At 38.9% G+C, this 12862-nt stretch carries 9 protein-coding genes; 4 read left to right on the forward strand and 5 right to left on the reverse strand.

From position 1 onward, the window contains the following. Positions 1–5: 5 nt before the first annotated feature. The 4 genes from QQS40_RS02780 to gpt all read right to left on the reverse strand — a co-directional run bounded on the left by QQS40_RS02780 (position 6) and on the right by gpt (position 5690). Positions 6–938, reverse strand: coding sequence for a peptidylprolyl isomerase (locus QQS40_RS02780; RefSeq protein ID WP_128787881.1), 933 nt, complete (start codon positions 936–938; stop codon positions 6–8). Positions 939–1015: 77 nt separating this feature from the next. Further along, the gene (pyrR, locus tag QQS40_RS02785; RefSeq protein ID WP_049356914.1) at positions 1016–1555 is read right to left on the reverse strand and encodes a bifunctional pyr operon transcriptional regulator/uracil phosphoribosyltransferase PyrR; all 540 of its coding nucleotides are present in this window, start codon (positions 1553–1555) and stop codon (positions 1016–1018) included. An 87-nt stretch (positions 1556–1642) separates the two neighbouring features. Further along, entirely contained in the window at positions 1643–5122 is a 3480-nt protein-coding gene (gene dnaE / locus QQS40_RS02790; RefSeq protein ID WP_329505998.1) for a DNA polymerase III subunit alpha, read from the reverse strand. A gap of 109 nt (positions 5123–5231) precedes the next feature. Next, on the reverse strand, positions 5232–5690 hold the full coding sequence (gene gpt, locus QQS40_RS02795) for a xanthine phosphoribosyltransferase (RefSeq protein ID WP_128787884.1): 459 nt from the start codon (positions 5688–5690) through the stop codon (positions 5232–5234). A gap of 112 nt (positions 5691–5802) precedes the next feature. On the opposite strand from gpt, the gene QQS40_RS02800 reads away from it, so the two are divergent. Then, positions 5803–7251 carry an aminoacyl-histidine dipeptidase gene (locus tag QQS40_RS02800; RefSeq protein ID WP_329506000.1) on the forward strand — a complete coding sequence of 483 codons (1449 nt, stop codon included), beginning with the start codon at positions 5803–5805 and terminating at the stop codon, positions 7249–7251. Positions 7252–7369: 118 nt separating this feature from the next. On the opposite strand, the gene QQS40_RS02805 is transcribed toward QQS40_RS02800, so the two are convergent. Beyond that, positions 7370–8083: a UTRA domain-containing protein gene (locus tag QQS40_RS02805; RefSeq protein WP_128787886.1), complete on the reverse strand. Its 714-nt coding sequence runs from the start codon at positions 8081–8083 to the stop codon at positions 7370–7372. A 195-nt stretch (positions 8084–8278) separates the two neighbouring features. On the opposite strand from QQS40_RS02805, the gene malQ reads away from it, so the two are divergent. The 3 genes from malQ to QQS40_RS02820 are packed head-to-tail and all read left to right on the forward strand — an operon-like array spanning position 8279 to position 12856. Then, on the forward strand, positions 8279–9799 hold the full coding sequence (gene malQ, locus QQS40_RS02810; RefSeq protein ID WP_289902398.1) for a 4-alpha-glucanotransferase: 1521 nt from the start codon (positions 8279–8281) through the stop codon (positions 9797–9799). After that, entirely contained in the window at positions 9786–12053 is a 2268-nt protein-coding gene (glgP, locus tag QQS40_RS02815; protein WP_289902397.1) for a glycogen/starch/alpha-glucan family phosphorylase, read from the forward strand. The genes malQ and glgP overlap by 14 nt, the downstream gene beginning before the upstream one ends. A gap of 11 nt (positions 12054–12064) precedes the next feature. Further along, entirely contained in the window at positions 12065–12856 is a 792-nt protein-coding gene (locus QQS40_RS02820; RefSeq protein ID WP_289902396.1) for an endonuclease/exonuclease/phosphatase family protein, read from the forward strand. Positions 12857–12862: the final 6 nt, after the last annotated feature.

Genomic DNA, 12862 nt, shown 5'->3' on the forward strand with positions numbered 1-12862 from the left:
TTCTGTTATTTATCGAAATATTGAATATCAGCATTTTTACGTAATGCCTTCACCCAGTCTTTGGTCGCTTCTTGTAATTGACTATTCACAATCTGTTCATAAGCTTTTTGGCGATACGCATCTTCTGTTTTATCGCCATCACGACTGCCCACTACTTCTAAAATATGCCACCCAAATTCAGATTTAAATGGTGCTGAAATACTACCCTGTCGTGTAGTTTCAACTGCTTTTGCAAATGGACCTACATAAGCTTCAGGGAAAGCATAGCCCAAACTGCCGCCATTCGCACCAGATAAATAATCTTTAGAGTATTTTAATGCCGCATCAGCAAATGTCATTTTGCCGGAAATGATATCACGGCGAATACGCTCTAATTCTGCTTTTGCTTGCGCATCATTCAGTAATGGGTTTAATTTTAATAAAATATGACGAACTTTATACTCTTTACCCGTTACTTTCTTTGCATTACCTTTTGCCTTTGCCTCATCGAGCATTTGCTTACCTAGTGCATCCACTTGTTCACGGGTGACATCAACACTATTTTGAATGGCATGATTACGCACACCCGCCATTAACATTTGACGAGAGATTTGTTGTTTAAATGCATTTAGAGAAATACCTTGATAATCTAATGCATCTAAGAATTGACCATAAGTTAAACCATTTCTTTCGGCAATATCTTCCACAATGCGATTTACTTCCGCTTGGTTGACTTTTACTCCCGATTCTTTGATAGCCTTATCTGTCAGTATATCATCAATAATCTTATCTAATGCTGCTCGTTGACTACCTTTTTTACCCATTACTGCGTTTACTTGACTTTGTAAAATGGGTATACCATTCACTGTCGCCACAACGCGTTCTTCTGCTTGTACTTGTGAGAAAGCCAGTAAGCCGATCATCGCAAATAAGAAAGATTTTAACATTGATTTTTCCATTTTAGTTGTCTTTAAAAATAATAGGATAACGTTTCTTAGATTATCAATTTTATTAAAGGTTCACAATAGGCTAACCGCTATTTAGCCAATAGTGCTACACCATAACAACCATCAAGCTTTAATGTACGAACTTGAACTTGCTCCTCTCGAGACGTCGGCACATTTTTACCGACATAATCTGCCCGAATCGGTAATTCACGGTGTCCACGATCGACTAAAATCACCAATTCAATTTTAGACGCTCGCCCAAAATCCGTTAATGCATCCATTGCTGCACGAATCGTTCTCCCAGTAAATAACACATCATCAATTAAAATGACTTCTTTACCCTGAATATTCATATAACTTGATGCACCACTATACACTGGAGTTGGATTTTCAGGTTCGACATATTCTAAATCATCGCGATAAAACGTAATATCCAATTCCATCATTGGCAAAACTACGCCCTTTAATTCCTCAATACGACGTTGAATTAGTTCAGCAATTTCTGCCCCTCGACGTTTAATCCCAACCAAAATCACATTATTGAAATCCTGGTGCTTTTCAATAATTTCATGGGAAATCCGAGAAATGGTGCGTAAAAATCTATCCGCATCAATAATGATTTTTTCCATTTTATCCCTCACTTTTTTACACGCTAAAATGTCATAAAAGTGCGGTCAGAAAAATACACATTTTTTAACCACACTTTTAACAGAATACTAACTAAACTCTAATTCTACCGCATTTTCACCCAATAAATTCACCAATTCTGTCAAAATCTCATCAGTTGGCATAATTGACCATTGAATTCCTAAACGCAGTAAGACACGACCTTTTGTACTTTGATAATATACGTTAATTGGTAAAGTTCCGCCACTAACAGGCGCTAACATTTCTTTCAGCTTTTTAATAAAACTTGAGCTAATCTGCTCTTCGGACAAGCTTACCGCCAAAGATTTCGCATAACGGGAACGCGCCTCATCTAAGGTCATTAAATCCCGTACCGACATTTTTAATCCACCAGAAAAATCGTCAAAACTCACCTGACCAGATACCACTACAACCGTATCTTTTTGTAGTTTTTCGCCGAATTGGTCTAAGCTTTCGCCAAACAGGGTTAGGTCTAAACGCCCTGAACGGTCATCAATGGTCGCGATACCAATTCGATTTCCTTTTTTCGTTGTAGCAAAGCGAGTTGATACTAATAAACCAGCAGCTGTGCTAATTTGTCCACGGCGATTTGGCGTGAGATCTTTTAATCGCGTAGAGCTGTAATGAGAAAGCTCTTTTAAATAACGACTTACCGGATGGCTACTTAAATACAAACCTAGGGTTTCACGCTCACCATCTAAAATTTGCTTTTCTGTGTAAGGTGGCGTGTGGGCATAAGCATTTTCGACTTCTTCGTGTGTTTCTGTCAGCACACCGAACATATCGGCTTGTCCCATGGCTTCATCTTTTGCATGCTGATCTGAAGCTTTAAGTGCATCTTCTAGATTCTTAGATAACGCCGCACGATGTGGTCCTAACTTATCAAATGCGCCCGACATAATCAGACTTTCAAAGGTACGACGGTTAATTTTCTTCAAATCAACGCGAGCACATAAATCAAATAAATCTCTGAAAATCCCACCTTCATTACGAGCGGTAATCAATGCATCAATCGGGCCTTCACCCACCCCTTTAATGGCGCCGATACCGTAAACAATCTCACCATTTTCATTCACACTGAAATGATGTTTCCCTACGTTGATATCCGGTGGCGTGACTTTTAAGTCCATACGTAAACATTCATCGTATAAGCCAACAATTTTATCGGTATTATCCATTTCCGAAGTCATTACTGCTGCCATAAACTCAGCAGGGAAATGGGTTTTCAGCCAGAGGGTTTGGTAAGATACCAATGCGTAAGCGGCAGAGTGCGATTTATTGAAACCATAGCCCGCAAATTTTTCCACTAAGTCAAAAATCTTCATGGAAAGCTCACCATCAACGCCATTTTTTTCCGCACCTTCTTTAAACACGGAGCGCTGTTTCGCCATTTCTTCCGGTTTTTTCTTACCCATCGCACGACGTAATAGGTCCGCACCACCAAGAGTATAGCCCGCTAGCACCTGAGCAATCTGCATCACTTGTTCTTGGTATAAAATAATACCGTAAGTGGGTTCTAAAATCGGTTTAAGGCTTTCATGTTGATAGTTTGCGTCAGGATAAGACACTTCTTCTCGACCATGTTTACGGTCAATAAAGTTATCCACCATGCCCGATTGCAATGGACCTGGTCGGAATAACGCCACCAACGCGATAATATCTTCAAAACAGTCTGGCTGCAGACGTTTAATCAAATCTTTCATCCCACGCGATTCCAACTGGAATACTGCAGTCGTTTCAGACCGTTTCAATAAATCAAAAGAATCGGGATCATCTAATGGAATAGCGGCAATATCGACTAGCGGTTTACCTTCACGAGCAAGGCGGGCATTGATCATATCGAGTGCCCATTTGATAATGGTGAGTGTGCGCAAACCTAAGAAGTCAAACTTCACTAAACCGGCATATTCCACATCATTTTTATCAAAGTGAGTAACCGGATGAAGCCCCTCGTTGTCACAATAAAGTGGTGCAAAGTCTGTAATCAAAGAAGGCGAAATCACCACGCCACCTGCGTGTTTACCCGCATTTCGCGTGACACCTTCTAGCTTACGCGCCATATCAATTAGGGCTTTAACTTCTTCATCTGAATCATATGCCACTTGTAACTGTGGTTCAGCCTCAAAAGCCTTGGCTAAGGTCATGCCTGGATCCGGTGGAATCATTTTCGAAATACGATCCACAAAGCCATAAGGATGGCCTAACACGCGACCTACATCTCGAATTACCGCTTTCGCCGCCATAGTACCAAAAGTGATAATTTGTGATACCGCACCACGTCCATAGGTTTCTGCGACATGATCGATAACGCGATCGCGTCCATCCATACAGAAATCCACGTCGAAATCGGGCATGGAAACACGTTCTGGGTTGAGGAACCGTTCAAAAAGAAGATCGAATTCAAGGGGGTCCAAATCAGTAATTTTTAGTGCATAAGCGACCAATGAACCCGCACCAGAACCACGTCCAGGTCCAACAGGAATATCATTATCCTTTGACCACTGAATAAACTCCATGACGATTAAGAAGTAACCCGGGAAGCCCATTTGGTTTATCACTTCGAGTTCGACTTGAAGACGCTCATCATATTCGGGTCGTCTTTCTGCCCGCACTTTTTCATCGGGGAATAAAAACGCTAAACGCTCTTCCAAACCTTCTTTGGATTTCATCACCAAATAATCTTCCGTACTCAGATCGCCTGTTGGGAATTTTGGAAGGAAATACTCACCCAAACGCAAAGTGACATTACAGCGTTGCGCAATTAATATCGTATTTTCAAGCGCAGAAGGAATATCCGCAAATAATTGGCACATTTCTTCTTCTGAGCGGAAATATTGTTGTTCGGTATAACGTTTTGGACGTTTCGGGTCGTCTAGGGTGTAGCCATCATGAATAGCGACACGAATTTCGTGCGCCTCAAAATCATCAGGTCTAAGGAAGATAACATCATTGGTCGCGACAAGCGGTAAATCACGCGCCTTAGCCAGTTTTAATGCGGCTTGAATATAACGTTCCTCATCTGGACGACCTGTTCGAGAAAGCGAAAGGTAAAAATGGTCAGGAAAAAATTCTTGATAAAAACTGACCGCACTTTCAATTTCGGAGAGATTTTCTTTTAGCAGTTTTTTACCCACATCACCCTGTGTGCCACCGGATAAAACAATCACACCTTCACGGTGTGCAATCAACCACTCCTGGTCAATATAAGGTAGATCCACATAGCCACGTTGATAGGCTTTTGAAAGCAGTAATGTGATGTTTTTATAACCTTTATTGTTCTTAGCAAGTAAAGTGAGCGTGAATAATTCCTCACCACATAACTCACTTTTAACATGTACATCAGCACCAATAATTGGCTTAATTCCTGATGAAAGCGTTTCGCCGTAAAAACGCACCACACCACAAAAATTGGTAAAATCTGTTAATGCCAATGCGACCATGTTATCTGCTGCACACGCCTTGACTAATGGTTTCACTTTCGCGATTCCATCAATCATAGAAAAATCAGTGTGCGTACGAAGATGCACAAAACGCGGTTTGGCTGACATTCAAATTCCTTGTTAAGTAAAAGTGCGGTTAATTCTAACGGGGTTTTGCAATTGGCTCAATAAAACAAAATGCGAGGCTAAACCCCGCATTTCCAATTCATATTTGTAATTATTTTCTTGCCAATGGTGGCACGAAAGTTAAACCTAAATCCCAAGGTTGTTCAATCCAAGTATTTTGTGGAATATCAATCACGTAATCATCCACTAACTCAGCACCTGCAGGTTTTGCGAATACCGTGACAAATTTCGCTTTTGGATACATTTCACGAATTGCACGAGCGGTATTGCCGGTATCCACTAAATCGTCTACCACAATCATTCCCTCGCCATCACCATCTGCGCGGTGTAATACTTTTAATGCGCCTTGCTGATCATGATCGTAACTGGCAATACAAACCGTCTCTACAAAACGAATATTTAATTCTCGAGCGAGTACCGCTGCAGGAAATAAGCCACCACGACTTACGGCTATAATTCCCTTCCATTGCGTAGCAGGAAGTAAACGCTCCGCTAATTTGCGGGCATGCATTTGGAACATATCCCAAGTCACAACATATTTTTCGCTCATAACAAATACCTTAAACTTTGTCGCTAAATAAAAAATTGTGGCGAATGATAACCTGAAATGGCGTTTTATGCTATGATTTCCGCAAAAATTTTAATGAAAAAAGGAGTTCATTATGTCAGCAATTACCACATTACAACCGCAATTACTTTGGAAATGGTTTGATCAAATTTGTGCAATTCCGCATCCTTCTCATCACGAAGATGCGCTCGCGACCTTTATTGTCAACTGGGCGAAAGAAAAACAATTTTTTGCCGAGCGTGATGAAGCCGGTAATGTATTAATTCGTAAACCTGCCACAGCAGGAATGGAAAAAAGCCAACCTGTTGTGTTACAAGCACATTTAGATATGGTGCCGCAAGCGAATGAAGGCAATCCACATAACTTCGTTCAAGACCCAATTCGTCCTTATATTGATGGCGATTGGGTGAAAGCACAAGGTACCACGCTTGGTGCAGATAATGGTATTGGATTAGCATCCACCTTAGCCGTACTAGAAAGTACCGATATTGCGCACCCTCCGCTTGAAGTGTTGCTCACCATGACAGAAGAAACCGGCATGGATGGAGCCGTACACCTTCGTCGTAACTGGTTAAAATCAGAAATTTTAATCAATACCGACACCGAAGAAATCGGTGAAATCTACATTGGTTGTGCTGGCGGAGTGAATGCGAATATTGAGCTTCCTATTCAACGTGAAAGCAATCCATTCAGCCATAGTTTGCAAATTAACTTAAAAGGTTTGCGAGGTGGTCACTCTGGTTGTGATATTCACACCACACGTGCGAATGCAATTAAAGTATTGGCACGCTTATTAGCAAAACTTTCACAAAATCAACCGCACTTTGCCCTTGCAGAAATTCGCGGCGGTTCAATTCGTAATGCGATTCCACGTGAAGCGGCCGCAACCATTTGCTTCAATCATGATGTAGAAAGCGTAAAAAGCGCGGTCAAGAATTTTGACGTTTTATTGAAAGAAGAGCTTGCTATCGCTGAACCAAACTTAACCTTAACCGTTGAGCAAGTTGAAAATCCACAACAAACCTTCACGCTTGAAACCACCCAAAAAGTGATTAATTTGCTGAACATCTTACCAAATGGCGTAATCCGCAACAGTGATGTCATCAAAAATGTCGTGGAGAGCTCGTTGAGCATTGGTGTATTAAAAACCCTTGAAGATAAAATCAAAGGCACGATTCTTATTCGCTCATTGATTGAAAGCGGTAAAGAATATGTAAAAGAAACCTTAACTTCACTCGCCAAACTCACGGGTGCAACGGTCGAATTCTCAGGTTCTTACCCGGGTTGGAAACCGGTAAACGACACGGCAATTTTAGCCTTAATGAAAAAACATTATGCAGAAGTGCTTGGCAAAGAGCCTGAGATTAAAGTAATTCATGCGGGTCTTGAATGTGGCTTATTAAAAGAACATTATCCGAACATTGATATGATTTCTGTGGGGCCTACTATTCGTAATGCGCATTCGCCAGATGAAAAAGTCCAAATTTCAACCGTACAAACATACTGGGAATTACTCACAAAAGTTTTAGCGGAGATTAAATAATCTCTCAGCAAAAACAGAATACTTATCTGCTCCCCAAAGGTTGAACTAAGCTTCAGCTGATTAAGGAGCGGTTTTTTTTCACTAGTTCAATGTATTTAACACTAACTAGCTAAACACATTATGCATGTCGTTTTGCGGTTGAGATAAACGCAATTTTATCTGGTCGGTAGCTAATACTCCCATATTGAAACGGTCGACCATCAGCCAAATAAGTCGTGCTCGTCACATTTACGACCATGTCATACTCATCAAGATTTATCGCATTTTTTTCTTCTTCATTTGCATAACGAAAGACAATTTTTCGTTGTGAGTGGCTAATTTTTAATTTTAATTCGTTTTCTAGATAGTGATAAATAGAGTGTTCTGCGATTTCTCGGCTAATAAACGGCACGATACGGCGATCAAAATAAGACACTTCATGCTCAACCGCTTCACCATCAATTTCACGGAGACGAGCAATGCGGTAGAAATCGATCTGATCGTTGACGTTAAAAATATCCATCAATTCTTCTTCACCTTGCACAATATACAAGCTGGTTAATGTGGTTTTTACTTGGTGTGTAGAGGCACTGTTTAATTCGCTAACGGTTTTAATTTCAGAAAGCATTTGTGGCTTAGATAAGTCATGCTCTAAAACAATTGAATTTCGGCCTTGTTGCTTTTGAATATAGCCATCAATTTCAAGTAAAGAAAGCGCTTTTCGAATGGTGTCTTTAGAAAAACCATAACTCTGCATGAGTTCATTTTCACTAGGAAGCTCTTGTAACGGTGTAAAATTACCATGGTTAATTTGGCTTTTTATATCGTTATAAACCTTCTTGTACTTGCTCATTTTTAATCCTTTTATCTACCATTCGTTCCATAGGTATAGCTATAGCATATCATAAAACCCAAAATGTTATACGTATAAAATGTGACAAATATCACTCTTTTACGAAAATGATTTAAACTTTTACGTAAAAGTTATTGCGTTAAAATATGTTTAGGTTAGAATGAGCCAAAATCATGACTTCCTAGAGGATATATTATGCTGACTCGTTCAAGTGGTGTTCTTATGCACATTACTTCTCTACCAAATGCATTTGGGATTGGTAGTTTTGGGCAATCTGCTTATGACTTTGTCGATTTTTTAGTTGAAACTAAACAAACTTATTGGCAAATTCTTCCACTTACCACCACCAGTTATGGAGATTCTCCTTATCAATCTTTTTCTGCGATTGCAGGCAATACTCACCTTATTGATTTTGACTTATTAACTCAAATGGGCTTGTTGAAGAAAGCTAATTATACATCAGTCAATTTTGGTGATGATCCAACTAACGTGGATTATGAACGCATCTTCTATGCGCGCCGTCCAATTTTAGAAATCGCCGTGAAAAATTTTTTAGCGAATCAATCATTCCAAGCGGATTTCCAAAATTTTGAAAAAAACAACCGCTTGTGGTTAGACGATTTTGCTGAGTTTATGGCTATTAAAGAACATTTTGGTAACCAAGCGTTGCAAAAATGGGATGATAAAAAAGTCGTGGCGCGTGATCCAAACACGCTAGAAAAATATCGCACGATGTTATCGGATCAAATTCAGTACTTCAAAGTGACGCAATATTTCTTCTTTAAACAATGGGGCGAATTAAAACATTATGCGAATCAAAAAGGTATTCAGATTATCGGTGATATGCCAATTTATGTGGCAGCAGATAGCGTAGAAGTTTGGACCAAACCAGAACTTTTCCAATTAGATAAAGAACGCAATCCGCTTTTTGTTGCCGGGGTTCCAGCTGATCAGTTCAGTGCAACTGGGCAGCTTTGGGGTAACCCGCTTTACGATTGGGAAGTGCATAAAAAACAAGGCTACACTTGGTGGATTCACCGTATTGAAGAAAGCTTCAAGATTTATGATGTACTGCGTATCGACCATTTCAAAGGTTTCTCTGATTATTGGCAAGTGGACGGAAAAGCAGAGGTTGCTAAAGATGGTAGCTGGCAGCCAGGCCCTGGTTATGACTTATTTAAAGCCGTTAAAGAGCAACTAGGCGATTTACCGATTATTGCCGAAGATTTAGGTAATATTGATGATAAAGCCAGAAAACTGCTTGCAGATTGTCATTACCCAGGTATGAAGATCCTACAATTTGGCTTTGAAGATGTTAGCGGAAAAAGCTTAGATAGCCCGCACTATTGCATTCCACATTCCATTGTTTATACCGGCACACATGATAATGATGTGACTAATGGTTGGTATAACAGCCTGACTGAACAACAGCAGCAATATATTAATGATTATACCCACCGCCGTGAGGATGAATCCATTTGCCAAGCAATGATTCGTCAGCTTTTTGCGACGGTGAGCAATACGGCGATTGCCACAATGCAAGATGTTTTAGACTTGCCTGCGAGCTCAAGAATGAATGTTCCTTCAACAATTGGTGGAAACTGGCAATGGAGAATGCAACAATCAGATTTAACACAAGATAAAAAAGACTTTTTAGCAAAAATGACCACGTTATATCAACGTGTGAATCAGGAAAAACATAATGATGAAATTTAGTACATTTGTAAAAAACGAAACCAATAAATCGCTTGAACAATTAAGCGATAAAGAAACTTATATTCAATTATTAAATTACGTAAAAACACTCTCAGCAGATAAACCGAAAAACACAGGTAAACGTAAGGTTTATTATATTTCTGCAGAATTCTTAATTGGTAAATTACTTTCTAATAACCTGATTAACCTTGGTGTGTATCAAGACATCAAAACGGAATTAGCAAGTGCGGGTAAATCATTAAGTCATATTGAAGATATTGAGCCAGAACCGTCTTTAGGAAATGGTGGTTTAGGGCGTTTGGCTTCTTGTTTTATTGATTCCATGTCTACGCTTGGATTAAATGCGGAAGGGGTCGGTTTAAATTATCATTATGGCTTATTTAAACAAGTCTTTAAAAAGAATGAACAACATGCCGAGCCTAATGATTGGATTGAGGATAACTCTTGGTTAATTCCAACAGATATTAGCTATGAAGTACCATTTAAGAAATTTACGTTAACCTCTAAATTAGATCGCATTGATATTTTAGGTTATAAGAAAGAGACGAAAAACTATCTCAATTTATTTGATATTCAATCAGTAAATTCAAAATTGATTAAAAAAGGGATTGAGTTTGATAAAACTGCGATTGAAGAAAATCTGACTTTATTCCTTTATCCAGATGATTCAGATAAAAATGGGGAATTACTGCGTATTTATCAACAATACTTTATGGTATCAAATGCGGCACAGTTATTAATTGATGAAGCGATTGCTCGTGGCAGTAATTTACATGATCTAGCCGATTATGCCTATGTACAGATCAATGATACACACCCTTCAATGGTGATTCCTGAATTAATTCGCTTATTAATGGAAAAACATCAGATTAAATTTGCAGAAGCGGTTGAAATTGTACGTAATATGGTGGGCTATACCAACCATACGATTTTGGCTGAAGCGCTAGAGAAATGGCCACTCGATTATCTCGATGAAGTGGTGCCACATTTAGTGGTGATCATTAAAAAATTAGATGAATTAGTGCGTGCGGAATATCAAGATCCAGCCGTACAAATTATTGATAAACAAAAACGTGTGCATATGGCGCACATGGACATCCACTTTTCAAATTCTGTGAATGGTGTGGCGGCATTACATACGGAGATTTTGAAAAATTCAGAGCTTAAAGCGTTCTATGCGTTATATCCTGAAAAATTCAATAATAAGACAAACGGTATTACATTCCGCCGTTGGTTAGAGTTTTCTAACCAACCATTAGCGGCTTATATTAAAGAATTGATTGGTGATGAGTATTTGCATGATGCAACGAAATTAGAAAAATTGTTAGCCTTTAAAGATGATAAAAAGGTTCACCAACAATTAGCGAAAATTAAGTTTGAAAACAAATTGGCATTAAAAACCTACCTTAAAGAAAATAAAGGTATTGATTTAGATGAAAATTCAATCATTGATACGCAAATTAAGCGTTTCCATGAATATAAACGCCAACAAATGAATGCACTTTACGTGATTCATAAATACTTAGAAATTAAAGCAGGTAAATTACCAAAACGTAAAATTACCGTGATTTTCGGTGGAAAAGCTGCACCTGCTTATATTATTGCTCAGGATATTATTCACTTAATTCTTTGTTTATCTGAGTTAATCAATAATGATCCTGAAGTGAACAAGTATTTAAACGTGCATTTAGTGGAAAACTATAATGTGAGCGTGGCGGAAAAGCTGATTCCTGCAACCGATATTTCAGAACAAATTTCACTTGCCTCTAAAGAAGCTTCTGGCACAGGGAATATGAAGTTTATGCTGAATGGCGCGTTAACACTAGGCACAATGGATGGTGCTAATGTTGAAATTGCAGAATTAGCAGGCACTGAAAATATCTATACTTTCGGTAAAGATTCAGAAAGCATTATTAAACTTTATGAAACAGCGGGTTATGTTTCAAAAGCGTATTATGAAAACGACAAAGAGATTAAAAGAGCGGTCGATTTTATTCTAAATCCTGCCGTGGTGAAATTAGGGAACAAAACACGTTTAGAACGTCTTTATAACGAATTATTGAATAAAGACTGGTTTATGACGTTAATTGACTTTAATGCTTATGTCGAAGCGAAAGAACAAATCTTAGCTGATTATGAAGATCAAGATAGCTGGAATGAGAAAGTGGTTCACAATATCGCAAAAGCGGGCTTCTTCTCATCAGATCGCACTATCGCTCAATATAATGCAGACATCTGGCATTGTGAGGGCTAAGGGGGAAAGCAATGAAACTACTTACCCTGAATGTACACGCTTGGTTAGAAGCTAACCAAGCGGAAAAAATAGAGATTCTTGCTGAGACGATTGTGGAAAAGGGCTATGACATTATCGCCTTACAAGAGGTTAATCAATTGATGTCGGCTCCTGCTATTTCGCCGACATTAAAGCAAGATAACTATGGTGTCATTCTGTTGAATAAAATCAATCAACGCGTTGCACAAAAATATTCGTTTTTTTGGAGCAATTCGCATATTGGTTACGATAAATATGATGAAGGCATTGCGTTTTTAACCCGTTTGCCTGTCTATGATGTTGATGCATTTTATTGTAGCCAACATCAACGTATTGACTCGATTCTCTCGCGTAAAATCATTGGTTTGACGGTGGAATATCAAGGTCAGTTAATTGAATGTTATTCTTGCCATATCAATTTGCCAAATTGCGATGGGGAAAACCAACTCGATAATGTTCGTTATATTGTAGAACGGAGTCAAAGTGCGAATCTTAAAATCTTGATGGGCGATTTTAATACCGATGCAATAAGCGATCAGCAAGCTTATCAACAAATTAAATCCTTAGGTTTATTTGATACGTTTGAAATGGCAGAGCAAAAGGATAGCGGCATCACTGTAGAGAAAGCGATTGATGGCTGGAAAGGCCATAGTCAAGAAAAGCGATTAGATTATTTTTTTTTAAACCAAGCAAAAAGGGTTTTATCCAGTCAGGTTATTTTTAATGGAAAAAATAAACCGATTGTTTCCGACCATTTTGGCGTAGAAGTAGCTCTCATCTTGTAGGAGAAT

This window comes from Haemophilus parainfluenzae (assembly GCF_036288925.1).
GTDB lineage: Bacteria > Pseudomonadota > Gammaproteobacteria > Enterobacterales > Pasteurellaceae > Haemophilus_D.

What these genes read in the sequence shown, in the direction of transcription:
- QQS40_RS02800 (WP_329506000.1), top strand. Translation starts at nt 5,803, where the DNA reads ATGTCAGCAATTACCACATTACAACCGCAATTACTTTGGAAATGGTTT.
- pyrR (WP_049356914.1), bottom strand. Translation starts at nt 1,555, where the DNA reads ATGGAAAAAATCATTATTGATGCGGATAGATTTTTACGCACCATTTCT.
- glgP (WP_289902397.1), top strand. Translation starts at nt 9,786, where the DNA reads ATGATGAAATTTAGTACATTTGTAAAAAACGAAACCAATAAATCGCTT.
- QQS40_RS02780 (WP_128787881.1), bottom strand. Translation starts at nt 938, where the DNA reads ATGGAAAAATCAATGTTAAAATCTTTCTTATTTGCGATGATCGGCTTA.
- dnaE (WP_329505998.1), bottom strand. Translation starts at nt 5,122, where the DNA reads ATGTCAGCCAAACCGCGTTTTGTGCATCTTCGTACGCACACTGATTTT.
- gpt (WP_128787884.1), bottom strand. Translation starts at nt 5,690, where the DNA reads ATGAGCGAAAAATATGTTGTGACTTGGGATATGTTCCAAATGCATGCC.
- QQS40_RS02805 (WP_128787886.1), bottom strand. Translation starts at nt 8,083, where the DNA reads ATGAGCAAGTACAAGAAGGTTTATAACGATATAAAAAGCCAAATTAAC.
- QQS40_RS02820 (WP_289902396.1), top strand. Translation starts at nt 12,065, where the DNA reads ATGAAACTACTTACCCTGAATGTACACGCTTGGTTAGAAGCTAACCAA.
- malQ (WP_289902398.1), top strand. Translation starts at nt 8,279, where the DNA reads ATGCTGACTCGTTCAAGTGGTGTTCTTATGCACATTACTTCTCTACCA.